Origin of the sequence: Stenotrophomonas sp. S39, from assembly GCF_016624665.1 — a bacterium.
GTDB lineage: Bacteria > Pseudomonadota > Gammaproteobacteria > Xanthomonadales > Xanthomonadaceae > Stenotrophomonas.
This window is the reverse complement of record NZ_JACVTT010000033.1, coordinates 1-26839: the sequence shown is the minus strand read 5'-3', so window position 1 is coordinate 26839 and position 26839 is coordinate 1. Positions and strand designations below refer to the sequence as shown.

General features: G+C 67.2%; 26 protein-coding genes, 1 tRNA gene and 2 pseudogenes. 19 read left to right on the top strand and 10 right to left on the bottom strand.

The annotated features are described in order from the left end of the window. The first annotated feature begins 159 nt into the window (after nucleotides 1–159). From IAE41_RS10635 to IAE41_RS10625, 3 genes are all read left to right on the top strand, one after another. Nucleotides 160–561 carry a hypothetical protein gene (locus IAE41_RS10635; protein ID WP_079224890.1) on the top strand — a complete coding sequence of 134 codons (402 nt, stop codon included), beginning with the start codon at nucleotides 160–162 and terminating at the stop codon, nucleotides 559–561. A 71-nt stretch (nucleotides 562–632) separates the two neighbouring features. Then, on the top strand, nucleotides 633–1316 hold the full coding sequence (locus IAE41_RS10630) for a response regulator transcription factor (protein ID WP_079224892.1): 684 nt from the start codon (nucleotides 633–635) through the stop codon (nucleotides 1314–1316). Between the two features lie 22 nt (nucleotides 1317–1338). After that, nucleotides 1339–2763 carry a sensor histidine kinase gene (locus tag IAE41_RS10625; protein WP_079224893.1) on the top strand — a complete coding sequence of 475 codons (1425 nt, stop codon included), beginning with the start codon at nucleotides 1339–1341 and terminating at the stop codon, nucleotides 2761–2763. Between the two features lie 135 nt (nucleotides 2764–2898). On the opposite strand, the gene IAE41_RS10620 is transcribed toward IAE41_RS10625, so the two are convergent. Together IAE41_RS10620 and IAE41_RS10615 are read right to left on the bottom strand one after the other, a co-directional pair. After that, nucleotides 2899–3687: a M90 family metallopeptidase gene (locus IAE41_RS10620; protein ID WP_200733089.1), complete on the bottom strand. Its 789-nt coding sequence runs from the start codon at nucleotides 3685–3687 to the stop codon at nucleotides 2899–2901. Next, on the bottom strand, nucleotides 3654–3938 hold the full coding sequence (locus IAE41_RS10615) for a hypothetical protein (protein ID WP_079224897.1): 285 nt from the start codon (nucleotides 3936–3938) through the stop codon (nucleotides 3654–3656). The genes IAE41_RS10620 and IAE41_RS10615 overlap by 34 nt, the downstream gene beginning before the upstream one ends. 142 nt (nucleotides 3939–4080) lie before the next feature. Between IAE41_RS10615 and birA the strand changes: the two genes are divergently transcribed. The 4 genes from birA to IAE41_RS10595 all read left to right on the top strand — a co-directional run bounded on the left by birA (nucleotide 4081) and on the right by IAE41_RS10595 (nucleotide 6755). Beyond that, nucleotides 4081–5046: a bifunctional biotin--[acetyl-CoA-carboxylase] ligase/biotin operon repressor BirA gene (birA, locus tag IAE41_RS10610; RefSeq protein ID WP_200733088.1), complete on the top strand. Its 966-nt coding sequence runs from the start codon at nucleotides 4081–4083 to the stop codon at nucleotides 5044–5046. Beyond that, nucleotides 5043–5774, top strand: a complete 732-nt coding sequence (locus tag IAE41_RS10605; protein WP_079224899.1) for a type III pantothenate kinase — start codon at nucleotides 5043–5045, stop codon at nucleotides 5772–5774. The genes birA and IAE41_RS10605 overlap by 4 nt, the downstream gene beginning before the upstream one ends. Nucleotides 5775–5784: 10 nt before the next feature. Continuing rightward, on the top strand, nucleotides 5785–6639 hold the full coding sequence (locus IAE41_RS10600; protein ID WP_200733087.1) for an SPOR domain-containing protein: 855 nt from the start codon (nucleotides 5785–5787) through the stop codon (nucleotides 6637–6639). Between the two features lie 40 nt (nucleotides 6640–6679). Then, a tRNA-Thr gene (locus IAE41_RS10595) sits at nucleotides 6680–6755 on the top strand. Nucleotides 6756–6824: 69 nt separating this feature from the next. Here the strand turns inward: IAE41_RS10595 and IAE41_RS10590 are convergent. Beyond that, nucleotides 6825–7526: an NYN domain-containing protein gene (locus tag IAE41_RS10590; protein ID WP_108758381.1), complete on the bottom strand. Its 702-nt coding sequence runs from the start codon at nucleotides 7524–7526 to the stop codon at nucleotides 6825–6827. Nucleotides 7527–7753: 227 nt separating this feature from the next. Between IAE41_RS10590 and IAE41_RS10585 the strand changes: the two genes are divergently transcribed. After that, nucleotides 7754–9007 (top strand): PAAR domain-containing protein, encoded by a 1254-nt coding sequence (locus IAE41_RS10585; protein WP_234458427.1) that lies wholly within the window; start codon nucleotides 7754–7756, stop codon nucleotides 9005–9007. Beyond that, a complete protein-coding gene (locus IAE41_RS10580) occupies nucleotides 9004–9492 on the top strand; it encodes a hypothetical protein (RefSeq protein WP_200733086.1) in 489 nt (162 codons plus the stop codon). The genes IAE41_RS10585 and IAE41_RS10580 overlap by 4 nt, the downstream gene beginning before the upstream one ends. Here the strand turns inward: IAE41_RS10580 and IAE41_RS10575 are convergent. Together IAE41_RS10575 and IAE41_RS10570 are read right to left on the bottom strand one after the other, a co-directional pair. Next, nucleotides 9478–9881: pseudogene (locus IAE41_RS10575) on the bottom strand (hypothetical protein). The gene IAE41_RS10580 and the pseudogene IAE41_RS10575 sit on opposite strands and share 15 nt — an antisense overlap. A 502-nt stretch (nucleotides 9882–10383) precedes the next feature. Further along, nucleotides 10384–11319 carry a hypothetical protein gene (locus IAE41_RS10570; protein ID WP_200733085.1) on the bottom strand — a complete coding sequence of 312 codons (936 nt, stop codon included), beginning with the start codon at nucleotides 11317–11319 and terminating at the stop codon, nucleotides 10384–10386. A 165-nt stretch (nucleotides 11320–11484) separates the two neighbouring features. Between IAE41_RS10570 and IAE41_RS10565 the strand changes: the two genes are divergently transcribed. From IAE41_RS10565 to IAE41_RS10550, 4 genes are all read left to right on the top strand, one after another. Further along, the gene (locus IAE41_RS10565) at nucleotides 11485–12249 is read left to right on the top strand and encodes a DUF3011 domain-containing protein (protein WP_200733084.1); all 765 of its coding nucleotides are present in this window, start codon (nucleotides 11485–11487) and stop codon (nucleotides 12247–12249) included. Nucleotides 12250–12334: 85 nt separating this feature from the next. Continuing rightward, entirely contained in the window at nucleotides 12335–13255 is a 921-nt protein-coding gene (rocF, locus tag IAE41_RS10560) for an arginase (RefSeq protein WP_079224915.1), read from the top strand. Between the two features lie 151 nt (nucleotides 13256–13406). Beyond that, entirely contained in the window at nucleotides 13407–13544 is a 138-nt protein-coding gene (locus IAE41_RS10555; RefSeq protein WP_079224917.1) for an entericidin A/B family lipoprotein, read from the top strand. Nucleotides 13545–13738: 194 nt separating this feature from the next. Further along, nucleotides 13739–13960, top strand: a complete 222-nt coding sequence (locus tag IAE41_RS10550) for a CsbD family protein (RefSeq protein ID WP_079224919.1) — start codon at nucleotides 13739–13741, stop codon at nucleotides 13958–13960. Nucleotides 13961–14041: 81 nt separating this feature from the next. On the opposite strand, the gene IAE41_RS10545 is transcribed toward IAE41_RS10550, so the two are convergent. After that, a complete protein-coding gene (locus IAE41_RS10545; protein WP_200733083.1) occupies nucleotides 14042–14851 on the bottom strand; it encodes a hypothetical protein in 810 nt (269 codons plus the stop codon). A gap of 109 nt (nucleotides 14852–14960) precedes the next feature. On the opposite strand from IAE41_RS10545, the gene IAE41_RS10540 reads away from it, so the two are divergent. From IAE41_RS10540 to IAE41_RS10525, 4 genes are all read left to right on the top strand, one after another. Continuing rightward, the gene (locus IAE41_RS10540) at nucleotides 14961–16256 is read left to right on the top strand and encodes a tryptophan--tRNA ligase (RefSeq protein WP_200733082.1); all 1296 of its coding nucleotides are present in this window, start codon (nucleotides 14961–14963) and stop codon (nucleotides 16254–16256) included. A 203-nt stretch (nucleotides 16257–16459) separates the two neighbouring features. Then, a complete protein-coding gene (locus IAE41_RS10535; protein ID WP_200733081.1) occupies nucleotides 16460–16756 on the top strand; it encodes a hypothetical protein in 297 nt (98 codons plus the stop codon). Nucleotides 16757–16961: 205 nt separating this feature from the next. After that, nucleotides 16962–17894: an MBL fold metallo-hydrolase gene (locus IAE41_RS10530; protein ID WP_200733080.1), complete on the top strand. Its 933-nt coding sequence runs from the start codon at nucleotides 16962–16964 to the stop codon at nucleotides 17892–17894. Between the two features lie 81 nt (nucleotides 17895–17975). Next, nucleotides 17976–19628 carry a M28 family metallopeptidase gene (locus IAE41_RS10525; protein ID WP_200733105.1) on the top strand — a complete coding sequence of 551 codons (1653 nt, stop codon included), beginning with the start codon at nucleotides 17976–17978 and terminating at the stop codon, nucleotides 19626–19628. Nucleotides 19629–19638: 10 nt separating this feature from the next. Here the strand turns inward: IAE41_RS10525 and IAE41_RS22540 are convergent. Together IAE41_RS22540 and IAE41_RS10520 are read right to left on the bottom strand one after the other, a co-directional pair. Next, a pseudogene (locus tag IAE41_RS22540) lies at nucleotides 19639–19929 on the bottom strand (hypothetical protein); the annotation flags it as partial. A 67-nt stretch (nucleotides 19930–19996) separates the two neighbouring features. Beyond that, entirely contained in the window at nucleotides 19997–21331 is a 1335-nt protein-coding gene (locus IAE41_RS10520; protein WP_200733079.1) for an MFS transporter, read from the bottom strand. A 312-nt stretch (nucleotides 21332–21643) separates the two neighbouring features. Between IAE41_RS10520 and yedA the strand changes: the two genes are divergently transcribed. Together yedA and rarD are read left to right on the top strand one after the other, a co-directional pair. After that, entirely contained in the window at nucleotides 21644–22549 is a 906-nt protein-coding gene (gene yedA / locus IAE41_RS10515) for a drug/metabolite exporter YedA (protein WP_200733078.1), read from the top strand. After that, entirely contained in the window at nucleotides 22546–23445 is a 900-nt protein-coding gene (gene rarD, locus IAE41_RS10510; protein ID WP_200733077.1) for an EamA family transporter RarD, read from the top strand. Before yedA ends, rarD begins: the two co-directional genes overlap by 4 nt. Before the next feature lie 116 nt (nucleotides 23446–23561). Here rarD and IAE41_RS10505 read toward each other — a convergent pair whose 3' ends face one another. Further along, nucleotides 23562–26387: a TonB-dependent receptor gene (locus IAE41_RS10505; RefSeq protein WP_108758399.1), complete on the bottom strand. Its 2826-nt coding sequence runs from the start codon at nucleotides 26385–26387 to the stop codon at nucleotides 23562–23564. A gap of 125 nt (nucleotides 26388–26512) precedes the next feature. Next, the coding region (locus IAE41_RS22535; protein WP_234458426.1) for a hypothetical protein at nucleotides 26513–26839 on the bottom strand (327 nt) is incomplete at its 5' end.

The window sequence follows — 26839 nt, the reverse complement described above, 5'->3', positions numbered from 1 at the left end:
TTAGATGAACAACGCCGGAGAGCACCCGGAAAAGTTCAGATCGGATTCACCGCGCCAAACCAATCATTTGCAAAGGAAATGTAAAGGCCGGGTTCCGTATCCGGCGCTCCGGATTTACGACTTTTGAACGAATCGCCGTGCTCGGCTAGGATCGCATCGATGTCTTCCGCTCCCTTCCACCGCCGCATTGCCCTGGCCACCTGCGTGGTCCTGGCGGCTGCCCCCCTTTCTGCAGCGATGGCCCAGCAGCCACCGCGCGGTGGTGGTGGTGGCGGTGAGCCGCGTGCAGCCATGCGCGCGGACATGCGTACGGACATGATGGATCGTGGTGGCCGTGGCGATGATCGTTCGTTGTCCGATGCTGTGCGCCGGGTGCAGCGCTCCACCGGTGGCCACATCCTCGGCGCCGAGCGCGTGCCGTTCGATGGCCGGGACATCAACCGGGTCAAATATATGGATGACCGGGGCCGCGTCCGCTACATGGACGATCCCGCCCCGGCACGTTCACAGCCGCGCACGCCGCGGTCGGATATGTCATCACTACGCGGCGATAACCCCTGAACAGGGATAGTTGCCGTAATACACCGTACCCACTGGCCTCCGGGCCACACCCAGGACACTAGGGAGAGTTCATGCGTATCCTTCTGGTCGAAGACGAAGCCCCGCTGCGTGAGACCCTGGCAGCCCGGCTCAAGCGCGAAGGTTTTGCCGTCGATGCTGCACAGGACGGCGAGGAAGGCCTTTATATGGGCCGCGAAGTGCCGTTCGACGTCGGCATCATCGACCTGGGCCTGCCCAAGATGTCGGGCATGGAGCTGATCAAGGCCCTGCGCGATGAGGGCAAGAAGTTCCCGGTGCTGATCCTGACCGCGCGTTCGAGCTGGCAGGACAAGGTCGAAGGCCTCAAGCAGGGCGCCGACGATTACCTGGTCAAGCCGTTCCATGTGGAAGAACTGTTGGCCCGCGTCAACGCGCTGCTGCGCCGCGCCGCTGGCTGGAGCAAGCCGACCCTGGAATGCGGTCCGGTTGCCCTGGATCTGGCAGCACAGACGGTCAGCGTCACCGGCAGCAATGTCGACCTGACCAGCTACGAGTACAAGGTGCTGGAATACCTGATGATGCATGCCGGTGAACTGGTCTCCAAGGCCGACCTCACCGAGCACATCTACCAGCAGGATTTCGACCGCGACTCGAACGTGCTGGAAGTGTTCATCGGCCGCCTGCGCAAGAAGCTGGACCCGGACGGCGAACTGAAGCCGATCGAGACCGTGCGTGGCCGCGGCTACCGTTTCGCGATCCCGCGCAACGAGGGCTGAGCCTTTCACAAGGCGATAAACGATGTCCGGCCGTCTGTGGTTCTTCCGACGCTGGCGGCCGCGCTCACTGCAGGCGCGCCAGCTGTTCGCCGCGTCCGTGGGCCTGGTCGCGTTCCTGGCCCTGGCCGGTTACGCGCTGGATGCCGCCTTCGCCGATACGGCGAAGGCGAACCTGCGTGAGCGCCTGAAGAACTACGCCACGGCCTACGCGGCCGGCATCGATTTCACCCGCGACCGCTCGCTGTACATCCGCGAGCAGCCGCCGGATCCGCGCTTCGACGTGCCCGGCAGTGGCCTCTACCTGCAGGTGGTGATGCCGGACGGCAAGGGCAATTCGATGTCCGCCGAAGGCCCGATGCTGCCCACCGTGGGCGGCGGCCTGCTGGCCCCGCGCCAGGAAGTATTCGAAGGCCCGCTGCCGATGATCCAGATCGACGGCAGCCAGGGCTCGGTATACCGCTACGGCCTGGGCCTGGTGTGGGATGCCGACGCCGACCCCGCCACCGAATTCCCGTACACCATCTACGTGATGGAAGACTCGCGCGCGCTGGGCGCGCAGCTGCGCGTGTTCCGCAGCCGGGTCTGGTTCTACCTGGGCGGCATCGGCCTGATCCTGCTGCTGCTGCAGACCGTCATCCTGCAGTGGAGCCTGCGCCCGTTGCGCCGGGTCATCACCGAGCTGACCAAGGTGCAGCGCGGCGAGACCGAGCGCATGAGCGAGCGCCACCCGCGCGAGCTGGAACCGCTGACCGACAGCATCAATGCCTTCATCGAGAGCGAGCGCGAGAACCTCGAGCGCCAGCGCAACACCCTGGCCGACCTGGCGCACAGCCTGAAGACGCCCATCGCCGTGCTGCGCACGCAGATGGACAGCGGTGCCGGCGATGGCGCCCTGCGCGAGGAACTGGACGTGCAGCTGCAGCGCATGAACAACCTGGTGTCCTACCAGCTGGCGCGTGCCGCCTCGTCGGGCCACAAGCTGTTCTCCGCGCCGCTGCCGGTGGAATCCAACGCCGAGGAAATCGTGCGTGGCCTGGAAAAGGTCTACGCGTCGAAGGGCGTGCTGTGCGAATTCGACATCGACCCGGCCGCGCGTTTCCACGGCGAACCGGGCGATCTGCAGGAACTGCTGGGCAACCTGCTGGAAAACGCCTTCAAGTGGGCCAAGCGCCGCGTGCTGCTGACCGCACAGCCGCTGCCGGCACCCAACGCGCGCCGCGCCGGCCTGCTGCTGGCGGTGGACGACGATGGCCCGGGCATCGCCCCGGAAGACATCGGCAAGGTGCTGCAGCGTGGCGTGCGCGGCGATGAGCGCGTGCAGGGCCACGGCATCGGCCTGTCGATCGTGCAGGACCTGATCAAGGATTACCGCGGCGAGCTGCTGGTGGCCCGTTCCAGTGAACTGGGCGGCGCCCGCTTCGAAGTGCGCCTGCCGCCGGGGCCGTAAACCCCGGCACTTCGATCCGCCGGGCATGGTCCGGCGCTACCGGTCGACGCGCATTTCGATCCGCCGGGCGTGGCCCGGCGCTACCGGTCGACGTGCCCGCGGGTAGCGTCGGGCCATGCCCGGCGAACGGATGAATCAATCGGCCATTGCCGGCGGCTCGCCATAGAACCGCCGCAGGTGCGCGGCCACCTCCGGCAGCGCCTGCGCCAGCAGATCCGGCGCGGAGAAGTGGTACTCGCTGGCCACCGCGAAGAACTCCTCCGGCGCCTCGGCCGCATACGGGTCGATCAGCGTCTCAACGCCAGCATCCACCTGCGCGCAGAACGCGTCGTAGGACTGCTGGAACGCCGCCGCCCACTCGCGCTGCCACGCACGCGGCAACGGCGGGGTGCCGTCCATCGCGCCATCCAGCGCATCCAGCTTGTGCACCATTTCATGCACGGCCACGCAGTAGCCCTCGTGCGGCGCGGCCAGGTCGGCCTGCACGTCGGCCCACGACAGGATCAACGGCCCGCTGTCCCACGATTCGCCAATCAGCTCGTCATCCCACTCGTGCAGCACGCCGGCCGCATCCATGTGGCTGCGGTGCACGCGGAAGGCGTCGGGGTAGACGATCAGCTGCGACCAGCCCTCCAGCCCGACCTCGCCGAATTCCAGCAGCGGCAGGCAGCACAGCGCGGCCAGCAGCACGCCATCGGCCACCTGCAGCTGCAGCTCGCCAATCGGGGTGATGGTCTTCTCATGCAGGAAGCGGGTGGCCAGCACGCGCAGGCGCGCGCGGCGCGCATCGCCAAGGCCCCGCAGCCAGGCGGCGCGGCCGCAGGCTTCATTCCACACCGCATCTTCGATCGGCCGCGGCGCAGGTCGCAGCCACTGCAGCAACGACTTGATCAGCGGAACATACCCGGCAGGTAGCTGTGCCACTTCGGCGCGCGGATGCGCTGCAGCACATCGTCATCGCTGCCACCGCCGCCACTGCTGGTGGCGCTGCTGGCCGCCGGCCGTACCGGCGCCGGCTTGGCTGCGGTGGCCGAAGCGGTGGACGTGGCGGCACGCTGCGAAGCGGCGTCCGGGGTGGAGTACACGCAGCCCCCACGGCTGTCGTCCAGCGATGCCGTCGCCGACGCCGCAAAGGGCATCGTCAGCAGGATCAGGCAATGGGCATAACGGCGCATTGACGACATCCACGTTAAGGGAGGGTGAGTTCCCGATTCTAGCCCGAACCCGGCCCCGTATTGGAAGCCCCGCCCCCGGCACCCCGCGGGCGTCGCTGGCGGCTTTCCCGCATAATTCCGTTCTGACCTTGTGGAAGCTGCCGTGGACGATCGCCAATTGCTGGCCAAACTCGCTGCCGGTCGCCTGTCCGGCGACGCCCTGGCCCGTGAGCTGGGCCAGACCCGGGCGGCCATTTGGAAGCGCATTCAAGGACTTAGGGCTGCTGGTGTGGGCATCGAAGGCCGCGCAGGCGAGGGCTACGGCCTGAGCCAGCCGCTGGAGCTGCTGGACCCGGCGGCCATCCGCGCGCACCTGCCCGACGACGCCGTGGCCCTGTTGCATGAGCTCCAGGTGGCCTGGACGGTGGATTCCACCAATGCCGAATTGCTGCGTTGCAGCGCGCCACAGCGCGGCGTTTGCGTCCTGCTGGCCGAGCGCCAGACCGGCGGCCGTGGGCGTCGCGGCCGCAGCTGGGCCTCGCCGCTGGCTGCCCACGTCTACCTCTCGGTGCTGCGGCTGTTCTCCGGCGGCCTGGGCCGCCTGGCTGGGCTCAGCCTGGTGGCCGGCATCGCCGTGGCCGAGGCCCTGCACGACCTGGGCTACACCCAGGCGCAGCTGAAGTGGCCCAACGATGTGCTGGTGGACGGCCGCAAGCTGGTCGGCCTGCTGGCCGAGGGCGGCGGCGAGTACGCCGGCCCGGCGCGTGCGGTCATCGGTATCGGCATCAACGTGCACATGCCGCCGGCCTTCGCCGAACAGATCACCCAGCCGTGGGTGGACCTGGACACCCTGGCCGGTACCCACGTGGACCGCAACGTGGTGGTGGCCGCCGTGCTGGCGCGCCTGCTGCCGGCGCTGGAGGTCTTCGACCGCGAGGGCCTGGCCCCGTTCCTGCCGCGCTATGCCGCCTTCGACATGCTGGCCGGTCGCGAGGTGCGCGTGGAACTGGAAGGCCAATGGCAGCACGGCACCGCCTTGGGCCTGGCCGATGACGGCGCCCTGCGCGTGCGCATCGATGGCCACGAGCGCCTGCTGCACGCCGGCGAAGTGAGCGTGAGGAAGGCATGAGCGATTGGTTGTTCGACCTTGGCAATTCGCGCTTCAAGTTCGCGCCATTGCAGGGTGACCGTGCCGGCGATGTGCAGGCCTGGGCGCATGGCGCCGAAGGCATGGCCGCACAGCCGCCGCACAGCCTGCCCACGGGCGGCACCGCCTTTGTTGCCAGCGTGGCCGCACCGTCGTTGACCACCGCCATGCTGCAGCAGCTGCAGGCCCGCTTCGGCGATGTGCGCGTGGTGCGCACCAGTGCCGAATGCGCGGGCGTGCGCATTGCCTACGCCAAGCCGGAAAAATTCGGCGTCGATCGTTTCCTGGCGCTGCTGGCCGCCGCTACCGCGCGCCGCCCGGTGCTGGTGGTGGGCGTGGGCACCGCGCTCACCATCGATCTGCTCGACGCCGACGGCCAGCACCACGGTGGCCGCATTTCCGCTTCGCCCACCACCATGCGCGAAGCGCTGCACGCGCGTGCGGTGCAGCTGCCGGCCAGTGGAGGCGACTACAGCGAATTCGCCAACGACACCGCCGATGCGCTGGCCTCCGGCTGTGACGGTGCTGCCGTGGCGCTGGTGGAACGCAGCGCCCGCCACGCGCAGGCGCTGCTGGGCGTGGCCCCCGCGCTGCTGGTGCATGGCGGCGGCGCACCCGCGCTGATGCCGCTGCTGGACGGCGCCGATTACCACCCGTCGCTGGTGCTGGACGGCCTCGCCCGCTGGGCGGTGCACCAGCCCGCAGGCTAGTATCGGCAGCATGCTGACCCGTGCCCTGATCGTCGTGCTGGCCATCCTCAACGTAGGCGTCGCCAGCTGGTGGCTGCTGCGCAGTGAACCCGCGCCGGCCACGCCGCCCCAGCCCGCCACCGGCGTGGCCGAGCTGCGCTGGCTGCCGGGCGGCACCGATGCCGCTGCCGTGGCCCAGACCAGCGCCGCCACGCCCACCGAAGCCCTGCAGGAGCGCGAGGCCGCGCCCAGCGCCGCCGTGGCGGCCACCGAGGAACCGGCGCCGGCACCGGCGACACCGCCGCCCGCCGAAACCGCGCCCACTGCCAACGTAGCGCCCACCGTGGCTGCCGCCGCCAAGCCCGCTGCGCCGGTGGTTGAAACGCCAGCCATAGCGAAGCCCGCTGCCGAGAAGCCCGCCGCACCGCCGCGCTGCGTCGCCTTGGGCCCGTTTGCCGACCGCGCCGCCGCCGTGGCCGCGCAAGGCCGCGCCGGCAGCCTGCTGGCCCCGGCGCGCCTGCGCGAACAGCCCGCCGCCAGCGGCAGCACCCGCTACCGCGTGCTGCTGCCAGCCGCCGCCAGCCGCGAGGAGGCGCAGGCCACGGTCAAGCGCATCGTCGCCGCCGGTCTCAGCGATTACTACATCATCAGCCAGGGCGAAGAGAGCAACGCCATCGCCCTGGGCCAGTACCGCAACCGCGAGGGCGCCGAGCGCCGCATTGCCGCCGTGAAGGCCGCCGGCTTCCAGCCGCGTCTGGTGGCCAGTGGCGACGCCGGGCAATGGTGGCTGGAAGGGCAGCTGGCCGCCGGCAGCGAACCGAAGCAGGTGCAGCAGCGCAGCGGTGCTGCGCAGCAGCGGTCGCTGGAATGCACGCGACTGCGCTAGAATCGCCCCACCGCGGCACTGCCGCCGGTGAAGCACCCATGCCGCTTTAGCTCAGTTGGTAGAGCAACTGTCTTGTAAACAGTAGGTCATCCGTTCGATTCGGATAAGCGGCACCAGATCATGGCCGGCCATGGCGCAGAACGTGGCCCTTGGCCCGTGTGAGCATGCCGTGCGCGCTCGTATGGCTACCAGTGTTCAGGCTTTCGGATGGGCTTCCTTCCCGTTTGTACGCGCAGTGGCAGCAGGGCGCGTTTCAGTTCGTCGTCCAAGAGGTGCGTTCTTGTCCAGTCCGCCCTCCCATCGAGAGACGAACTCACTGACCTCCCTGCGGGGCCACCGCCATCCGGAGGGTGTCTTGGCGTCACTACGCCCAGTCGTATGTGAGGAAAGTCCTCTCGAATCGCCCTGAGCACCGGCTCAACGTCGCTGTCATTTGAACAAATAACCATCTGCGCATATCTCCCGGATGCTGCATCCCGATACATCGCCAAGGCGATGTTCACATCCGTCTGCTTCTCCTCAATTTTCCACACCCGTATGCGTTGCTTGCGGTCATAAGGGCCGTCTGGGTTGAAGACTGGAAGCAGTGTTCCCTTTCTCTCCATGCTGTGCCTGCCCAATGTCTTGAGGAATCGATCAGGGTGGAGATGTTCATGCGCGCGCAGGTAGCACGCTTGTGCCGCAACTGAAGCGCCGCCATGAGTAGCAAAGCGCCCCAATGCCATTGCTGTGAAATAGTGCACGTGCGCTAGTTCATTCGTCGGGTTCTGATCGTGGAGCAGGATCTCGAATAGCCTCACGACATCAATCCATTTGAAGCACGTGTTTCTGATGCGGCCGTAGTAGAGGTTGTAGCCGTCCACGTAGACCGCTGTCGTGATCGCCATATTTGCTTCCTGCAAATGTGAAAAAACCGCCTTTCGGCGGTTTTTTCGTCCTGAGCCGTTGAGTCAACCGAATGACGCGGCAAAGGAGGAGTGGTGCGGCCATTTTATATCGGTGCGCGCGTGCCAGTGCAAGGCAGATGCCGACATTCAAAACCCCGCCCACGGCAGCCCAGCCCCTCGCCGCCCCCAGCCGCCTATTCAGTTGAGGCCGCCAGATTCGTCGCATCATGGGCCACGGTCTGCAACGGATGACGGACATGGCACGAAACTGGATTGTGATGGGGGACGTTACCTCCAGCGGCGGTCGGGTGATCACCGCCTCGGGGGACACCGATGTTGCTGGCAAGGGCGTCGCGCGTATCGGGGACAAGGCAACCTGCCCAAGTCTGCATAAAGGCGTCTTCGCCATTGTCGAAGGCGATGCCACGCTGATGGTCGATGGGCAGCCGGTTGCCTTGCATGGCAGCGCGCTTGCCTGCGGCTGCCGGGTGCTGTCCAGCCAGCAGTCCGTGGTGCATGTCACCGGCGGTGGCGGTGGCGGCGCGGCCGCGGGCGGTGCAGGCGGAAGCTCGGGTGCCGCAGGCAAGGTGGCCGCCATCGTGGGCGCCGTGGCGCCGCTCGCCAGCAAGGTGCTGCCTGCGTATGACCAGGCGGTCCGGTTCGTCGGCTCGCAAGGGACACCGTTGGCGAATGTGCCGTACACGCTGCACCTGGCCGATGGCCAGTCCATCAACGGCACCACCAATGAACAGGGCGAAACGGCACGCGTGTCATCCGGCCAGAGCCAGCCCATCGCGCGTGCCGAACTGCATCCGCCCGAGCAGCCGACGGGCTGCTGCGCACGCACGTCGCCGGCCAGCGCCGACGCCAAGGAGGTCTTCGAGCTTGATGGGGTGATGACCACCTCCGATGAAATGGGCACCTCGGTCGTGCCGGTGAGTGCGCCGGGCCATGAGCGCAGCCTGACCCCGGGCGAGATCGAGATGGCACGGCTGGTGTTCGGCGATGCGGTCGACTACAGCAGCGTAAAGGTCCACAACCACGGCTATTGGCTGTTTTTCGGCTTCCAGGACAAGAACACCGCTGTCACCCCGAACGGCGAAATGTACTTCCCCAAGGGCATCTACCTCGATGACTTCTCCGCCGACAGCATCGGTAACCAGCAGTTCTTCATCCACGAGATGACGCATGTCTGGCAGTACCAGCTCGGCTACAACGTCAAGCTCGTGCGCGGGCCAAGACCGGGCATGAGCTATGACTACGTACTGGACGAAACGCGCCTGTTCCACGACTACAACATGGAGGCGCAGGGTGACATGCTGGCCGACTACTTCCTCGTCACCTTCCGTGGCTCACAGTCGCGCATGAACAACACCCGATATCGCGCGGTGGCCGGCATCGGCGCACAGCTGGAACACACGCTTTCCCAGTTCCTTGCCGACCGCAGCAGCAAGGACAACCTGCCGAGGACAACCCGATGATGCAACTGCGAGTGCCGGTCGCGCTGCTGGGCCTGCTGCTGCCGATGATGGCCAGCTGTTCGTCGCCCGCCGGGCGCTACCAGCAGGCGACCATCCAGGACCGTGGCGGTGTGCCGTGTTTCGGCGTGCCCGATACCCGCGAAACGCGCGCCAACGCGCCGCTCATCACCGGTGTTTCGGTGATGGAGGTCGGCACGGGCGGCGCGCCGATCTGGGAACGCGACTTCCTGCAGTCTGGATCTGTCGAACCGCCGCTGCCGCCGGGGCAGTGCCTGCCCTACGGCGAAGGCGGGCCGCCCGCGCCCGCGCTGCAGAGCGGCAAGCGCTACCAGGTGGAACTCTGGGGGCGCACACCGGGCACGCCGGGCAACAAGGACGAGGCGCAGTCCCGCTGGTTCAATGGCCGCTTCTGCATGGTGGACGTGGCCGGAAAGGTGGTAACCAGGGCCGGTGAATCGGAGTGCGCCGCCTCACCCCGGCCGTGACTGCAGCGCCACATATTCGGCCAGCCCCCGGCAGGCCAGCATGAGTCCTTCGCGCGCGCCGTCGCCGATATCGTCCTTTTCCTCGCCATCCACGCGCACGCGCTCGTTGGCGTGATACAGCTCCAGCAGCGCGGCCAACCCGGCGGCGCTGCGGTCCCGGCGTGCATTGTCGACGGCCTGGCCGGGCGTGCGGGTCGGCAACGGCCAGGGCTGTCCATCCGCGGCATCGCCGGCGGCAATGTTCAGCAGGCAGTTGCGCAGGGTGATGGTGCAGGGACTTCATTTGCGGCGGCGAAGGCGTCCTCCAGTGGCTGGGCCAGATCGGGCGGCAGCTGCGTGGCGGCGTCGCCCAGGGTGGCGGTCAGGTACGGGTGGCGGGATTTGGACATGCGGGCATCCTCGGCAGTAACGGAGATGCCACCGGCTGAGGGTGGCGGACGATGCGTGGCTTCCAAAACCGGGAATGATGAGCCGGCGGGTACGAGACCCCCACGCACCGCCCGCCATACAGCCGCAGACGGATTGCCAGCCGACGCCGCCACATACAGGCGACGTCGGCTGACAAGCGCAAACTTGCTTCATCACAACACGGGTTTGGAAGTCCCGGCCACCCGATGCGGGTGGCAATTCATCTTGGGCACGCAAAGTCGTGACGTGCCAATCAATTGTTCGGATGAATCCGCTGTTTCCGAAAGGAAAAATGAATTATCGCGATTGGCCTGTTTTTCCGGATCAAATGGCAAAAGCGACAAGGTGCGCGAGCGTGTTCGAGATGTGCTGACGCAATCGACTACATCGCAACGCTTGAAGCCACGCCTCACATGCATTGCAAAGCTGGCTTAACAGCCGCACCAGGCCATGCACACCCTCAGTGCGGTGCCAAGCAGACCGCTACCGCTGCCCGGTATCGCCCGGCACCAGATGCGCCCACGGGAACACGTTCTTCTCGAAATGGCTGACGTAACCGCCCATGCCCGCCTGGATGACCATGAACTGCAACCCCGGCCGCAGGGCGTGAAGCGTCTGCAACTGCGCCACGCTGAGCGCACTGTTGCGCAGGCGGAAGGTATGCACCGCTGCAAACGCGTCACTGGCGAACAGCCGTTCGTAGGCGGCAAACGGTGTCACCGCATCGGCCTGCCGCGCATCGGCCCAGGTGAACTGCAGTTCGGTGGATTCGCTGAAATCCAGCAGGCCCAGTGCCGGCAGGGTGCGCGATGCGGCCAGGTGCTCGATGAAGTGCTGGGTGTCGTAGCCGCCGCCAATCTGCAGCACGTTTAGGTGGGGCAGCGGCACATCGAAGAAGCGGGCATCCGGCGCGTTGGGCACCACCAGTTCGGTCAGGTGCGGGGCACGGCTGGCGAAGCGGGCGATCTCGCCCGCCTCTTCCATGATCGAGCCCGCGCGCTGGATCAGCGAGGTGTTGTGGTGCTCCGGCGCGGTGGGGCTGATCACCAGCGAACGCAGGCGTGGGAACTGCACGTTGCTGTCCAGCAGGGAGGTGAACGCCCATTCGCGGGTGCCGTTGGCGCCTTCATCCCCGCCGGTGAAGCGCAGCGACATGACCGCAGCGGCCACACCCGGATCCGACAGGCAGGCCAGCGTCCATTCGAACGGTTCGTCCCACGGGTTGCCGAAAAATTCCACGTGCAGGCCACCGTACAGCGGTGCCACGGTCAGCCGTGTCTGCAGCGCCAGCCACAACGGCCCGGCCGGATCGTCGATATCCAGCGCGTACTCGCTGGCGGTGTCCAGGCTGAAGGCGTGGATGCGCTGCTGCAGCTCAAGCAGGGTCTGCTGGGCGGGGGCGAAGCTGGGGGTGGCCATGCGGGTGGTCCGGTCGTCCTTGGGGTGCCCGGATGATAGCGCCGGCCCGTGACGCCCCGGCCCCGTGATGGCCGATCGAGGTCTTGATATTCCTCACGAACAGCCACGCCCCTCCCGACGCATACTGTCGCCATCCGCCCATCCGGGCCGCCTTGGGAATCCATCATGCGTCGCCACGCTGTTTCCCTTACCGCTGCACTGTTGTGCGCCGCCTTCGCGGCCCCGGCCATGGCCGCCGTGCCGTTCTTCAACGCAAGCTGCCCCGGTGGCCTGGATGTGCACGCCGACGAGGGCGGCCCGGTCTACGTGCAGGGGCGGGAGGCGGCGCTGAAGCGCTTCAACGACCGCTATTTCGAAGCGCGTGATGCGCAGAGCGGCGTGACCCTGTCGATCACCAGCGGTGACGACGGCACGCCGCAGATCAGTTACACCGGCCGTGGCGGCGCCAACGGCATCTGCCAGGTCAGCGGCAGCGGTGCACCGGCCGCGACGGAGCGGCACGACCGCCACCACCACGATGACGATGAGGGGGCGGCGCTGCCGAGTGAGGTCACTTGCGAGTCCACCGACCAGCGCCAGGTGTCGTGCGGGATGGACACGCGCGGCAACGTGGAAGTTGCCCGCCAGATCAGCCGCACGCGCTGCGAGCAGGGCCAGAACTGGGGCCTGTCGCGGCACGCGGTGTGGGTGAATGGCGGGTGCCGCGCGGTGTTCCGCAACACCTCGCGCGCCGCATACAGCGCGCCCAGCGGTGGCAATGCGCTGGGGGCCTGCAACACGCGCAAGGGCGCACAGGGCACGCTGGTGACCCAGGTGCCGGTGGGCAGCGATTACCAGGAACTGATCATCGATTACCCCGATGGCCGCTTCCTGTGCATGCTGCGCAACAGCGGTGAAGTGCAGAGCGTGACGCCGGTGCGGCGCCGCTGATTGCCGTTGCCCTGCTGCACCGCCGCGAGTGGTGTCACATGCCTCTGGCTAGACTGTGCTTCTTTTTCGCCTGCAGGAGGCACCCATGGCCCATCCCATTTCCGTAACCCTCATCGGCGTGCCCACCGACGTGGGCGCGGGCCATCGCGGTGCACGGCTTGGCCCGGAAGCCCTGCGCGTGGCTGGCCTGCCGGAGGCGCTGGAGGCGCGCGGCGTGGACGTGCGCGACCTGGGCAACCTGGACGGCCCGCGCAACCCGTGGACCACGCCGGTGCAGGGCTACCGCCACCTGGACGAGGTGGTGGCCTGGAACCGCGCGCTGATGGACGCCAGCTACGCTGAACTGCAGGCCGGGCGCATGCCGATCATGCTGGGCGGCGACCATTGCCTGGGCATCGGTTCGATTACTGCCGTGGCCCGCTGGTGCCGCGAACAGGGCAAGACCCTGCGCGTGCTGTGGCTGGATGCACATTCGGATTTCAACACCAGCGATGTCACCCCGTCGGGCAACATCCACGGCATGCCGGTGGCCTGCCTGTGCGGGCTCGGCCCGGACGCGCTGACCCAGCTGGGCGGCAGCAGCCCGGCCATCACCCCGGCGCAGATGCACCAGATCGGCATCCGCTCGGTGGACCCGGACGAAAAGCGCCTGATCAAGACCCACAAGGTCGATGTGTACGACATGCGCTACATCGACGAGAACGGCATGAAGCGCACCGTGGAAGCGGCGCTGGCCGGCATCGACGAGAACACCCACCTGCACGTCAGCTTCGATGTGGATTTCCTCGACCCGAGCATTGCCCCGGGCGTGGGCACCACGGTGCCGGGCGGGGTGAACTACCGCGAGGCGCAGCTGGTGATGGAGATGATTGCCGACAGCGGCCGCATGGGCTCGTTGGACATCGTTGAATTGAACCCGCTGCTGGACAAGCAGAACGCGACCGCCGAGCTGGCCGTGGACCTGGTGGAAAGCCTGTTCGGCAAGTCCACGCTGATGCGCGACTGAGCGTCAGCGGCCTGCACCTGAACGGCCTGGAAGCCTGTTCACACTCGCTGCACGCGGCAGACGCCAGATTGCACTTCACGCAAGGCCACTCCACTGCGGGAATGGCCAAGCGCGATGAAAACCATGTAGTGGCGAACCCCAGGAGAAGACCATGAAGCGTGTAGTTGCCCTGATGCTGTTGTCGATGTTCTCGGTGGCCATGCTGGCTGGCTGCAACACCGTTGCCGGCGCCGGCAAGGATGTGCAGAAGGCAGGCCAGTCGGTTGAGGATGCCGCCAAGGGCAACTGAGCCCGGGGTGGTGCCCAATAAAAGAGGCCGGGATATTGTCCCGGCCTTTTTTGTGCGCGCTTTCCAGGGTGCAGGCGGAGTGAACCATTCAAGCAGGTGAGCACGCTTTTCATTGCGGGTTGACCGCTGGCCAACAGCCGATGCGCGAAGCTGGAACCACGGTAAGAACGCCGTTGCAACCAAGGGTTCCAGCAATGAACAAAGACATCATTTCCGGCAAGTGGTCGCAGCTCAAGGGCAAGGCACAGGCCAAGTGGGGCGATCTGACCAACGACGATTTCGATGTGGCCGAGGGCAACGCCGAGTATCTGGCCGGCCGTCTGCAGGAACGCTATGGCTGGGCCAAGGACCGCGCGGAGAAGGAAGTGCACGAGTTCTCCGACAGCGTCCGCAAGGATTATCCGGACTTCAAGTAAAGGTCCGTCGCGCTTCCCCCACAGCGCGCCCCCACAGCCCGGCGCCCGTACCGTGATGGTGCGGGCGTCGTGCTGTCTGCCTCAGCGCGAGGGCGGGTCGGGCACGTAGCGGTTGGGGAAGGCCTGCGGCTCGCGCGGCAGGCGCGAGGGCGAATCCAGCACGATGCCGCGTGCGCGCAGGTTGCGTGCGCTGTCGTAGCGCAGTTCGCTCACATAGGACGGATCGCGGCTGGCGCGGTCGAAGGTGGTGTCGCGCACCTGCGAGGTCTCGCGGTCGCCGTGGCCGGTGCCCAGCGCTGGTGTCTGCGACCTGGCCGCGTAGCCTTCGGCACGGCTGGCGCTGGCACTGCTGTCGGCGGCTGCGGAGGCTTCAGCCATGGGTGCGGGCGACGCCGGCCGGCGCAGGATGGGGCGCGGCTCCGGCCGCCACTGGGTGCGCTCGTTGAACACCGCGATACCGATCACGCCCACGTTGTCCGGCCGCCCGGTACGGCTGGCATAGCTGTTGCCAGGGCTGCTGAACACGAACTGGGCCACCTCGTCCTGGCTCTTGCGCCAGCCGGTGATGTCCGCGCGCTGGCCGGGGTTGAGCACGTAGCCGGTCTGCGAGGGGTTGGCCTCCTCGCCGGAAATGGCATTGATGCCATCCACCGACAACACCACCAGCACCCGGCGCGGGCTGTCGTTGTACAGGCGCACCGCATAGCGATGGCCACGATCGCCGGCCACCCAGCGTTGGCCGTCGGCCGGGTAGCTGCGCAGTTCGGTGCCGCGGTCGCGGTCGACCAGGGTCATGCGGACCGGGCCGTCCTGGGCGATCGGCGGCGGCAGCGGGGCCGGGCGGAAGCCGGCCAGGGGCAGGATCAGCAGCAGGGGCAGCAGGCGTTTCATCGGGCGTCTCCAGCGGGGTTGGGTGAACAAACGCGCCGCAGGCCCTGACGGGGTTGGTCACGGGCGCGGTAAACTGGCCCCGTTCATCGAAGGTTACCCCCACGCAGTCATGACGACCCGAGTCCTTACCGGTATCACCCCCTCCGGCACGCCCCACCTGGGCAACTACGTTGGCGCCATCCGTCCGGCCATTGCCGCCAGTCGCGCCCCGGACATCGAGAGCTTCTTCTTCCTGGCCGACCTGCACAGCCTGATCAAATCGCAGGACCCGCAGCGCACCCAGCGCGCGACCCTGGAGATCGCCGCCAGCTGGCTGGCCTGTGGCCTGGACCCGGAACACGTGTGGTTCTACCGCCAGAGCGACATCCGCGAGACCACCGAGCTGATGTGGTTCCTCACCGCCATCGCCAGCAAGGGCATCCTCAACCGCGCGCATGCCTACAAGGCGGCGGTGGACAAGAACCGCGAAGAGGGCGTGGATGAAGATGCGGGCGTCAGCGCCGGCCTGTTCATGTACCCGGTGCTGATGGCCGCCGACATCCTCATCTTCAAGGCCAACCAGGTGCCGGTGGGCCGCGACCAGATCCAGCACATCGAAATGGCGCGCGATTTCGCCCAGCGCTTCAACCACGTGTACGGCAAGGAGTACTTCCCGCTGCCGGACGTGGTGATCGACGAGCAGGTGGCGACGCTGGCCGGCCTGGACGGCCGCAAGATGAGCAAGAGCTACCACAACACCATTCCGCTGTTCGTGCCGCGCGAGGAGCTGAAGAAGCTGGTGTTCTCGATCCTCACCGATTCGCGCGCACCGGGCGAGCCGAAGGACACCGAGGGCTCGGCGCTGTTCCAGATGTACCAGGCCTTTGCCACCCCGGAACAGACCGCTGAATTTGCCAAGGCCTTTGCCGCCGGCATCAGCTGGGGCGATGCCAAGCAGCAGCTGTTCGAGCGCATCGATGGCGAGCTGTCGCCGCTGCGCGAGCGCTACAACGCGCTGATGGCCGAGCCGGAAAAGATCGAAGCGCTGCTCAAGCGCCGTGGCCAGCAGCTGCGCGAGCAGCTGGCGGCACCGCTGCTGGAAGAGCTGCGCCATGCGGTGGGCCTGCGCGACCTGTCCACCGCCGGCGACATCGCCAGCGAGGACGCCGGCGTGGCCCGCGTGGCACCGCCGCTGTTCAAGCAGTACCGCGAGAAGGACGGCCGTTTCTATTTCAAGCTGACCGCCGGTGACGGCACGCTGCTGATCCAGAGCGAAGGCTTCGATTCGCCGCGTGATGCCGGCCAGCTGATCGCCGTGATCAAGCAGGCCGAGCAGGGCGACCAGCTGCAGAGCGAGCTGTTCAAGCTGGAAGCCGAAGTGGATGCCGTGCTGCACGCGCTGGCAGCGCTGCGCGAAGCAGCCTGACCGGCTCGCCCTTGTAGAGCCGAGCCCATGCTCGGCTTTGCTTTGCGTTTGTAGAGCCGAGCCCACGCTCGGCTTTGCCTTTGTAGAGCCGAGCCCATGCTCGGCTGCACGGAAAAGCAGCCGAGCATGGGCTCGGCTCTACATGCCGCACCACCCATGGCATGATGGCCGCGCGCCCCCGGCGCGATGACATGGAGTCTGCGATGGCCTGGTTGTCGCTGCTGCTGTTCCTGCCCTGGTTCCTGCTGCTGGGCAGCCTGTACTGGCTGTTCCCGCGCCAGCCGCGCACCGCGCGGCGGCGCCTGTTCGATACCACCACCCTGGCGCTGGCCTTCGCCCTGAGCATCGGCTCGATGCTCAGGGGCTATCACATCGGCCGCGTGCAGCCCGGTGCCGGCCCGATCTGGCCGCAGGTGCTGGCCGTGCTGTATGCCTACGGCGCGTTCCTGGCGGTGCTGGTGCTGGCGTTGCTGCTGCGGCCACGCTGGCTGGAACGGTAGAGTCGACCGTTGGTCGACTGCTCTCCTGTCGGGCATCGCCAAATTCCGCGCTGCGCGCGAAGTCGACTGACAGTCGACTCTACCCGCCGCCGACCCGTCCACAACCGGCCGGCGGCCGGCACTACCCGACCAAAGCCGCATCGAACCGGGCCCGCGCTGGCGCCTACCATGGGGGTCTGTTCCTGATCCTGCCAGGTGCGTGCCGATGACCGCCGATCCCAGCATCCACACCATCGATACCGGCTTCCAGCGTCCCGATTTCGACGCCGCCTACCTCATCGTCGAAAACGGCCGTGCGGCCTTCGTCGACTGCGGCACCGGCCTGTCCGTGCCGGCCATGCTGCAGGCGCTGGCCGATGCCGGGCTGGGCGTGGAGGCGGTGGATTGGCTGCTGCTGACCCACGTGCACCTGGACCATGCCGGTGGTGCGGGCCTGCTGATGCAGCAGCTGCCTAATGCAAAGGCCGTGCTGCACCCGCGCGGCGCACCGCACATGATCGACCCGACCCGGCTGATTGCCGGTGCCACCGCTGTCTATGGCGCCGAGGAAATCGCCCGCAGCTACGGCCGCATCGAAGCGATTGCCGAGGCCCGCGTGGTGGTGGCCGAAGACGGCCACCGCATCGACCTGGCAGGCCGCGAGCTGTTGCTGCTGCACACCCCCGGCCACGCGCAGCACCACTACTGCGTGTGGGATGCACGCAGCCGCAGCTGGTTCACCGGCGATACGTTCGGCATTTCCTACCGCGAGCTGGACAGCGCGCAGGGCGCCTTCATCTTCCCCACCTCCTCGCCGGTGCAGTTCGACCCGGAGGCGATGAAGGCCTCGATCCAGCGCATGCTGGGCTATGGCCCGCAGGCGATGTACCTGACCCACTACGGCCGCGTGCAGCAGGTCGAAAAGCTGGCCGGCGACCTGTTCGAGCAGATCGATGCGATGGCGGCGATCGGCCGCCAGTGCGATGGCCGCGCCGACCGCCATCGTTGCCTGCTGGCCGCGCTGCAGGCGCTGTACCTGGAACGCGCGCAGCAGCATGGCTGCGCACTGGACCAGGCGGCGGTGGCCGAGGTGCTGGCGATGGACATCGAGCTCAACGCGCAGGGCCTGGCGTGCTGGCTGGACCGCGCACGCCGCTGACCGGCAAGGCTGCGCCGTGGTGTCACGACCACGTTACACTCTGGTGACTCCCCTTCCTGCCGTGGTATTGCCGTGAATCCGATGCGCGTGTTGCTGCTGTCGTCCTGCCTCTTCGTCGGGGGCCTGGCCCATGCGGCCAACGACCTGCCCGGCGGCGGCATCGATCCGCAGGCACTGTCGCGCCACGTGCGGGTGCTGGCCTCGGACGAGTTCGAGGGCCGCGCACCGGCCAGCGCAGGCGAAGAACGCACCGTGCAGTACCTGATCGAGCAGTTCCGCAGCTACGGCCTGCAGCCCGGTGGCACCGATGGCAGCTGGGTGCAGCCGGTGCCGCTGGTGCGTGCGCAGCTGGAAGGCCCGGCCAAGGCCAGCCTGCAGCTGAAGAAGGGCAAGCGCACGCTGGCCAACGGCGTGGACGTGACGCTGCAGAGCCTGCAGCCGCGCAAGCGCGTGCAGATCAACAACGCGCCGCTGGTGTTCGTCGGCTACGGCATCGATGCACCCGAGCGCCAGTGGAACGATTACAAGGACGTGGACCTGCACGGCAAGATCGCCGTGGTGCTGATCAACGACGCTGATTTCGAAGCCGATGCACCGGGCGCGTTCGACGGCAAGGCGGTGACCTACTACGGCCGCTGGACCTACAAGTTCGAGGAAGCCGCACGCCGCGGTGCCGAGGGCGTGCTGATCGTGCACGAGACCGCACCGGCGGCCTACGGCTGGGCCACGGTGAAGAGCTCGGGCACCTCGCCGCTGTTCGACATCGAACGCGGCCAGGCCGAAGCGATGGCCCAGCACACGCCGCTGCGTGGCTGGATGCAGCGCGAACTGGCCGAGGCGATCTTCGCCGACGCGGGCCTGGATTTCGACGCCGAGAAGCGCAAGGCCATGCAGGCCGATTTCCGCCCGGTGGTGCTGGACAACGTGAAGCTGAGCGTGGATTTCGCACTGAAGCGCGAGCAGGTGGTGACCCGCAACGTGGTGGCCAAGCTGCCCGGTGGCGAGCATGGCGATGAGGCCGTGATCTTCTCGGCGCACTGGGATGCCTTCGGTATCGGCCAGCCCGATGCCAAGGGTGACCGCATCCGCCACGGTGCCATCGACAACGCCACCGGCGTGGCCACCGTGCTGGAACTGGGCCGTGTGTTCGCGGCCGGCCCGCAGCCGCAGCGCAGCCTGTACTTCGTGGCCCTGACCGCGGAGGAGAAGGGCCTGCTGGGTGCGAGCTACTACGCCGCGCACCCGCTGGCGCCGCTGGAAAAGACCGCCGCCGTGCTGAACATCGAAATGTTCAGCCCGGACGGTGCGACGCGTGACATCGCGTCGTGGGGCAAGGGCCGGGTGTCGCTGGAAGGCGACCTGGAGCGCGTGGCCAAGGCCCGTGGCCGCAGCTACAGCCCCGACCCGAACCTGGAAGCGGGCTTCTTCTACCGCGCTGATCACTTCGCCTTCGCCCGCCTGGGCGTGCCGGCCATCACCATCGGCCCAGGCCTGGACAAGCTGGACGGCGGCGTCGAGGCCGGCCGCGCGCTGCGCGAGAAGTACTTCGCCGACTGCTACCACCAGGCCTGCGATGCCTGGACCCCGAGCTGGGACCCGGCCGGCCACGCTGCCGACACCCTGCTGGTCTACGACCTGGGCGCCGAGCTGGCCAACAGCCGCCGCTGGCCGCAGTGGGAGAAGGCGTCGGAATTCCACGGTGCCCGCGAGAAGAGCGACGCCGCCCGTCGTTGAGGGGGTAGTGCCGGCGCAGCAGCCTCCACGCGCCCCAGCCGCTGGCAGCAAGCGCGGCCAGATAGCACGCCACCATCGTGCGCATGCCCATCGGGTGCAGTTGCCCGCCGCGCGGGTGGGTACTCATCGCCAGGGAGCTGTGGCCGTTGCCCAGGTCCACCGCCAGCTGCAGCGCCAGTGCGGCGCAGAACACCAGCAATGCCACCCCGAAGCCGATGCGCGGCCATGAGGCCTGCGCGCTGGGGCGGCGCAGCAGCCACGCCAGTGCCGTGGCTGCGGCCAGCACCACCGCGATCCACATCAGCGGCGACGCCGGAGACGCAGCAGCCACCGGCATTGCACCGGTGGCTGCCATCAACACAGCGCCCTTACTTGCGGGTGCCGTCGAGCCAGTTCGGGCCCTTGTTGGTGAGGAAGAAGACATAGACCACCAACGATACCGCGATCGTGGCGGTGACGTAGATGGCGAACCAGTCGACGTGGCCGGTCTTCAGCGCGCCCTGGTACAGCAGCGGCGCGGTACCACCGAACAGCGAGTTGGCCAGCGCATAGCCCAGGCCCACGCCCAGTGCACGGATGTGGGTGGGGAACAGTTCGGCCTTCACCACCGCGTTGATGGAGGTGTAGCCGGTGAGGATGACAAAGCCCAGCGCCAAGGTGAGGAAGGCGAGGGTGGCATCGTGCTGGTGCGGCAGCTGGGTGATCAGGTACCAGCTGTACAGCACGCCGCCCACGCCGAAGAACACCAGCAGGCTCTTGCGGCCGATGATGTCCGACAGCCAGCCACCGACCGGCTGCAGCACCATCAGGAACGTCAGCACGCCCAGGTTGACCAGGGTGGCGGTCATCGGATCATCGGCGGCGAAGGCGCTCTGGATCATCTTCGGGCCGTTCACCGAGTAGGTGTAGAAGGCAATGGTGCCGCCGGCGGTGATCAGGAAGCACAGCAGCAGCGGGCGCCACTGGTGCACGAACAGCTCGTACATCGAGCCGGACTTCTTCGCCTTGCCTTCGCGCGCGGCCTCGATCGACGATTCTTCCATCGTCTCGTCCATGCCGCGGCGCAGCCAGAACACCACGACCGCGGCGATGCCGCCGATGCCGAAGGCGATGCGCCAGCCGAACTCGGAGATTTCCGGCTTGCCCCAGAAATTCAGCATCAGGAACAGCGTGAGCTGCGCCAGCACGTGGCCACCGACCAGAGTGACGTAGTGGAACGAGGACAGGAAGCCACGGCGGCCGGGAATGGCAGCCTCGGACATGTAGGTGGCGCTGGCGCCGTACTCGCCGCCGGTGGCGAAGCCCTGCAGCAGGCGCGCGAACAGCAGGATGATCGCCGCCCAGATGCCGATGCTGGCCGCCGTGGGCGTGATGGCGATGAGGAAGGAGCAGACGGCCATCAGGGTGACCGACACGGTGAGCGCCAGGCGACGGCCGTGGCGGTCGGCGAAGCGGCCAAAGAACCAGGCACCGATCGGGCGCATCAGGAAGGTGGCGGCGAAGATCGCCCACACGTACATCGTGGAGTTCTTGTCTTCGGGCGAGAAGAACTGCGATTCGAAGTACACGGCGAACACCGAGTACACGTAGACGTCATACCACTCCACCAGGTTGCCGGCGGAGCCTTTGAGGGTATTGGAGATCGAGCGGCGCAGCGCGGCGCCGTCGGTGCTGGGGACAGCAGGTTGGGACGTGGTGCTCATCTGGGTGAGGATCCTCGATGCGGTGCTTCCATGCGGGAAAGATCGGTGCCAGGGGCGCGCGTGGGCGCTGCCAGCCAGCCTCCTAGGTACTGCATCCCACGTCAACGCCGGGTGCCGGAGGGGCGGGCAGGGCATGGGGACCGCACAGAGTGACAGCGGCGCGCAGGGGGGACCATAGCTAGATCGTCGTACGCGGTGTCGCATGTTGCGCGTTCAGCCGCGCCGCACAAGGCCCGCGCGCCTGCCGGAAGCGGGGTTATTTCCACCGGCCGAACCTTCTAGAATCCGTTTTCCCCTGCCTGCTGGTGTGTCATGTCGGCTTCCCCTGTTCCTTCTGCGGCTGCCCCCCGGGGTGGCCTTGTCGCGCTGGCGCTGCTGCTGGTCTACGTGGTCTGGGGCTCGACCTACCTGGGCATCGCCAAGGCCCTGCACGGTGGCGCGCTGCCGCTCACGATGGTGTCCGGCAGCCGCTTCATCATTGCCGGCGGCCTGATGTACCTGGCCCTGCGCCTGTTCTGGAAGATGCCGCGGCCGACCCTGCGGCAGTGGCGCAACCTGGTCATCATGGGCGTGACCATGCTGGTGCTGGGCAACGGCATGGTGGTGCTGGCAGAGCGCGAGGTCTCCTCGGGCCTGGCGGCCACGGCGGTGGCCTCGGTACCGCTGTGGATGGCGTTGTTCTCGGCGCTGCGCGGCCAGCACGCCAGCCGTGGTGAATGGCTGGGCATCGCGGTGGGCTTCATCGGCGTGGTCTGGCTCAACGCCGGCAGCAGCCTGACCGCCTCGCCGACCGGGCTGGTGCTGCTGCTGATCGCACCGGTCGGCTGGGCCTTCGGCTCGGTGTGGGCGCGCGGGCTGGACCTGCCCGGCCCGTTCATGACCGCTGCCGGGCAGATGATCTGCGGCGGCGTGCTGCTGGTGCTGATCGGCCTGGCGGTGGGCGAGCGCCCGACCACGCTGCCCGATACCAGCGGCCTGCTGGCCATGGCTTACCTGTGTGTCTTTGGTTCCATCGTGGCCTTCACCGCTTATGTCTGGTTGCTGCACAACGTGCGCCCGGCGCTGGCCGGCAGCTATGCGTACGTGAACCCGGTGATTGCGGTGCTGCTGGGTGCGGCACTGAACGGTGAGCATTTCGGATGGCGCGACTTCCTGGCCATGGCGGTGATCCTGCTGGGCGTGGTGGTGCTGACCATGGCGCGGACCTGGAAGAAATGAGCATGGACGAGAAAGAACAACGCCGCGGCCTGCTGGTCACCGCCTCCACCTTCGTGCTGTGGGGGCTGGTGCCGGTGTACTGGCACCTGCTCAACGAGGTGCCCTCGTTCCAGATCATCGCCCACCGCATCATCTGGTCAACGGTGCTGGTGGTGGCGTGGCTGCTGCTGAGTGCGCGCCTGGGCTGGTGGCGGAAGATCGCCGCGCAGCCACGCGCGCTGCCGATCCTGGCGGTATCCAGCCTGACCATCGCTTTCAACTGGGGCCTGTACATCTGGGCGGTCAACGCCGGGCACGTGATTGAAACCAGCCTGGGCTACTTCATCAATCCGCTGGTGAACGTGCTGCTGGGCGTGCTGGTGCTGAAGGAACGCCTGCGCCGCCTGCAGTGGGTGGCCGTGGCGATGGCCGCCGTGGGCGTGGCCTGGCTGACCATCGATGCCGGCACGCCGCCGTGGATCGCGCTGGGGCTGGCCTGCTCGTTCGGCCTGTACGGCCTGCTGCGCAAGCTGGTGTCGGTGGATCCGGTGGCCGGGCTGGGCGTGGAAAGCCTGTACCTGTTCCTGCCGGCGCTGGCGTTTGCGGTGTGGGCCGAGAACGGCCATGGTGGTGCGTTCTTCCACGGTTGGGGGTGGCGCAACGACCTGCTGCTGGTCTTCGGTGGCGTGGTCACCGCGGTGCCGCTGATCGGCTTCGCCTACGGGGTGAAGCGCATTCCGCTGTCGCTGGTCGGCATCCTGCAGTACATCGCGCCGAGCCTGCAGCTGCTGCTGGGCGTGTTCTTCTTCCACGAGGCATTCGACACCGGCAAGGCGATTGGCTTTGCGGTGATCTGGGCCGGGCTGGTGCTGTTTGTTGGCGGGAACGTGCGCGCGATGCGGGCGGCGAAGCGGTAATCGCGAAGGGATCCGACCCCGGTTCCGGCAAAAAAGAACGGCGCCCCGAGGGGCGCCGTTCTGCTTCCATCTCCGGCCAGGAGAGAGTTGGCCGGAACGGGAACGCGGGTGCAGGCTTAGAAGCGCTGCTGGTACTTCATGTACATGAAACGACCGATGTCGAAGCCGCCGTAGTAGACGAAGCTGCTGTTCGGCTGGCTGTACATGACCGGACCCTGGTGGTCGAACACGTTGTTCAGGCCCAGCGAAACAGTGCCATCCCACGGCAGGCTGTAACGCACCTGCAGGTCGTGGAAGGTGTTCGAGCCCACCTTGTTGGTCGGCGAGGCATCGGTGTACGCCGAGCTGAAGCCCGGGATGTTGCACTCGTCCATGTAGGAGCACTTCTCCTTCATGCTGGAGTAGTAGCGCGCGGTCCAACCGATGCCCAGGTTGCCGTACTGCCAGTCCAGGTTGAAGGTCGAGCGCACGCGGAAGTTGCCGCCCCAGCTGGTCAGCTGCTCCACCGGCGTGGTGGCGGCGTTGTCGTTACGCTGCTCCAGGTAGTCGGTGTAGGTGGTGTTCCAGGTGACGGCGAACTTGCCGAACGCGGTTTCCGGCAGGCGGTAGCGCGCGCTGATGTCATAGCCGGCGGTTTCGCGGTAGCCGGCGTTGACCAGCGAGCGGTCCAGCCCGTTGACCTGGCCGTTGCTGCCGCGGGTGAAGCGGCCGCAGGCGGCATCCGAACCCTGCACGTAGCACTGTTCCAGGATGCTGGTGGCCGACTCGCCGACGATGGCGTTGTCGATGCGGATCTTCCACCAGTCCAGGCTGACGTCCAGGCCCTGCACGAAGTCCGGGCTGTAGACCAGGCCCACGGTCCAGGTCTTGGCGGTTTCCGGCTTCAGGTCCGGGTTGGAACCCGAGCTGAAATCGGTGGTGGCCTGCTGGCCCGGCTTGCTGGCGACGGTGCCGTCGCTGTTGAGCTGGCGGAAGTTGGCCGGCACGTTCAGGGCCTTGCAGCGTGCAGCAACCGCAGCGCTGGTGGCGGCGGTGCCGAACGAGGTGTCGCACGGATCGGTGAACGAGTCACGGCTGCTGACGGTGCCGCCGTACAGATCGTCCACGGTGGGCGCACGGAAGCCGGTGCCGTAGGTGGCGCGCACCAGCAGGCTGTCGATCGGCTTCCACTTCACGCCGAACTTGCTGTTGGTGGTGGAGCCGAAGTTGTTGTAGTCCGAGTAGCGACCGGCCACGTCCAGCGACAGCTCACGGGCGAAGGCCATGTCGGCCAGCAGCGGCACCTGCAGTTCCAGGTAGACCTCGTTGAGCGAGTAGTCGCCCTGGGTCGGCTTGCCGCTGGTGCCGGCGATCTGGCCGTTCTGCACCATCAAGTCCGGGGTGTAGCGTGCTTCTTCGGTGCGGTGCTCGAAGCCCATCGCGGTCAGCACGTCGCCGGCCGGCAGGGTGAACAGCGAACCGGAGATGTTGGCGCTGGCCACCTTGGTGGTGGTCTGGCTCTTGTCCACGAAGCGGGCGAACAGGTAGTCCTGCACGTCCTGGTTGCTCAGCGAGCCCGGGCCGGTGTAACCCATCGGCGCGGCCGGGTTCCACGGCACGCAGCCGGCGATGATCGCATCGGTGGTACCGCAGTAGGCCACGCCATCCTTGATGAAGGACGGGCCGACGGCCTGGTTCACGTTCGGCTGGAACATGCTGCCCGTGCCGATGCGCTCGCCTTCATTGCGGTTGTAGGTGTAGTTGACGTTCCAGTCCCAGTAGCGCGAGCCGGTCTCGAAGCTGCCTTCCAGGCCCAGGCTGCCGCGCTTGGTTTCCAGGTTGTTCTCGGTGCCGCGCAGCAGTTCTTCGGTGCGGTGCGAGAACAGCACGTCCTGGCCCCACAGGTTGAACGCGCTGTCCTTGGACAGGGCGGCACGGGCGCCGCTGCGGGCCTGTGCGGCGGTGACCGAGTACGGGTAGCCGGCCAGGTGCTTGCTCGATTCGCGCTTGCTGTACAGCGCGTCGGCGACGATGCGCAGGTTGTCGTTGACCGAGAAGCCGCCGTTGGCGAACACCGAGGTGCGCTCCAGGCCGGTCAGCAGGCTCATGTTGGTCTTGGTGTTGGCGCCGTCGGCCGGGTTCAGCGTGTGGAAGTTGGCTGCATCGGTCGGGTCGCCGCCCGGGCCGACCGTCACCGGCTTGCCGCCGACGGTGACGCTGCCCCACGGCGTGGTGCCGTTGAGGCCGTCGTTCGGATGGCGCGGGCCGTTGACGTAGCGGCTGAACTCGCGCGCGCCGCCCATCACTTCGTCTTCCTTGGTGCGCTCGGCACCGACGCTGAACCAGCCGCGGTCGAAGGTCTTGCCGAAGGTGGCGCTGTAGGAGCGCTTCTGGCCGTCGCCTTCACCGTACTGGCCGACGTAGACGCTGGCTTCGCCACCGTCGAAGTTCTTGCGGGTGATGATGTTGACCACACCGGCGATGGCGTCCGAGCCGTACAGCGCCGAGGCACCGTCGGTCAGCACTTCCACGCGCTCGACGATGGCCGAGGGGATCGAGGCCAGGTCGGAGTAACCGCCGGCGCTGACGCCCATGCGGCGGCCGTCGATGAGCACCAGGCTGCGTTCCGGGCCCAGGTCGCGCAGGCTGACATACATGCCACCAAAGTCGCGCGAGGAGGTCAGCGAGGACGCGCGGCTCATGCTCGGCGAGCCGGCAGCGGTCACGTCCTGCAGGATGTCGGCGACGTTGACGTAGCCCTTCTTCTCGATGTCTGCGCGGTTGAGCGCGACCACCGGCTGGGCGGTCTCGACACTGGCCTGGCGGATGCGCGAGCCGGTGATTTCGATGCGATCGAGGTTGGTGGTGTTGTCGCCCGCATCCTGTGCGAAGGCGGGGGTGGTGCAGCTGGCAGCCAGCGCGATGACGATCGCGTTGCGCAGCGGGGTGGTCTTCAGGGACATCCGTGAAATCTCGTGTTTCAGAAAAAAACATGCGCCCGTTCTGTGGGCGCGTGGGGTACTGCAAACCAACGTGGGGGGCGGGATTCTAGAGTGTTTTCATTCGTAACTGTTTGTCCCTGCGTGTTTCATCGCGTTGAAGATGAATCGCAACCAACAATCCACAGGACGGCTGTGCGCAGCGTCACGCGCGCGCTGTTTTCGATGCGCAGAGGCACCGATAACGGCCGCAATCGCGTGATCTGTAATGCGCGGAGTGTGCGGACGTTCATCCACGCATGGCGTGGATCTACTGGAATGCGGACACCCGCGCGATCAACAGGCGCGCCGGTAGATCCACGCCATGCGTGGATGAAGCATCGGTAGATCCACGCCATGCGTGGATGAAGCACCGGTAGATCCACGCCATGCGTGGATGAGGCATCGGTAGATCCACGCCATGCGTGGATGAGGCA

Excerpts from the sequence above, each read along its gene's own strand:
- IAE41_RS10635 (WP_079224890.1), top strand. The coding sequence starts at position 160 with ATGTCTTCCGCTCCCTTCCACCGCCGCATTGCCCTGGCCACCTGCGTG.
- IAE41_RS10630 (WP_079224892.1), top strand. The coding sequence starts at position 633 with ATGCGTATCCTTCTGGTCGAAGACGAAGCCCCGCTGCGTGAGACCCTG.
- IAE41_RS10625 (WP_079224893.1), top strand. The coding sequence starts at position 1,339 with ATGTCCGGCCGTCTGTGGTTCTTCCGACGCTGGCGGCCGCGCTCACTG.
- IAE41_RS10615 (WP_079224897.1), bottom strand. The coding sequence starts at position 3,938 with ATGCGCCGTTATGCCCATTGCCTGATCCTGCTGACGATGCCCTTTGCG.
- IAE41_RS10605 (WP_079224899.1), top strand. The coding sequence starts at position 5,043 with ATGAGCGATTGGTTGTTCGACCTTGGCAATTCGCGCTTCAAGTTCGCG.
- IAE41_RS10600 (WP_200733087.1), top strand. The coding sequence starts at position 5,785 with ATGCTGACCCGTGCCCTGATCGTCGTGCTGGCCATCCTCAACGTAGGC.
- IAE41_RS10590 (WP_108758381.1), bottom strand. The coding sequence starts at position 7,526 with ATGGCGATCACGACAGCGGTCTACGTGGACGGCTACAACCTCTACTAC.
- IAE41_RS10585 (WP_234458427.1), top strand. The coding sequence starts at position 7,754 with ATGGGCCACGGTCTGCAACGGATGACGGACATGGCACGAAACTGGATT.
- IAE41_RS10580 (WP_200733086.1), top strand. The coding sequence starts at position 9,004 with ATGATGCAACTGCGAGTGCCGGTCGCGCTGCTGGGCCTGCTGCTGCCG.
- IAE41_RS10570 (WP_200733085.1), bottom strand. The coding sequence starts at position 11,319 with ATGGCCACCCCCAGCTTCGCCCCCGCCCAGCAGACCCTGCTTGAGCTG.
- IAE41_RS10565 (WP_200733084.1), top strand. The coding sequence starts at position 11,485 with ATGCGTCGCCACGCTGTTTCCCTTACCGCTGCACTGTTGTGCGCCGCC.
- rocF (WP_079224915.1), top strand. The coding sequence starts at position 12,335 with ATGGCCCATCCCATTTCCGTAACCCTCATCGGCGTGCCCACCGACGTG.
- IAE41_RS10555 (WP_079224917.1), top strand. The coding sequence starts at position 13,407 with ATGAAGCGTGTAGTTGCCCTGATGCTGTTGTCGATGTTCTCGGTGGCC.
- IAE41_RS10550 (WP_079224919.1), top strand. The coding sequence starts at position 13,739 with ATGAACAAAGACATCATTTCCGGCAAGTGGTCGCAGCTCAAGGGCAAG.
- IAE41_RS10545 (WP_200733083.1), bottom strand. The coding sequence starts at position 14,851 with ATGAAACGCCTGCTGCCCCTGCTGCTGATCCTGCCCCTGGCCGGCTTC.
- IAE41_RS10540 (WP_200733082.1), top strand. The coding sequence starts at position 14,961 with ATGACGACCCGAGTCCTTACCGGTATCACCCCCTCCGGCACGCCCCAC.
- IAE41_RS10535 (WP_200733081.1), top strand. The coding sequence starts at position 16,460 with ATGGCCTGGTTGTCGCTGCTGCTGTTCCTGCCCTGGTTCCTGCTGCTG.
- IAE41_RS10530 (WP_200733080.1), top strand. The coding sequence starts at position 16,962 with ATGACCGCCGATCCCAGCATCCACACCATCGATACCGGCTTCCAGCGT.
- IAE41_RS10525 (WP_200733105.1), top strand. The coding sequence starts at position 17,976 with ATGCGCGTGTTGCTGCTGTCGTCCTGCCTCTTCGTCGGGGGCCTGGCC.
- IAE41_RS10520 (WP_200733079.1), bottom strand. The coding sequence starts at position 21,331 with ATGAGCACCACGTCCCAACCTGCTGTCCCCAGCACCGACGGCGCCGCG.
- yedA (WP_200733078.1), top strand. The coding sequence starts at position 21,644 with ATGTCGGCTTCCCCTGTTCCTTCTGCGGCTGCCCCCCGGGGTGGCCTT.
- rarD (WP_200733077.1), top strand. The coding sequence starts at position 22,546 with ATGAGCATGGACGAGAAAGAACAACGCCGCGGCCTGCTGGTCACCGCC.
- IAE41_RS10505 (WP_108758399.1), bottom strand. The coding sequence starts at position 26,387 with ATGTCCCTGAAGACCACCCCGCTGCGCAACGCGATCGTCATCGCGCTG.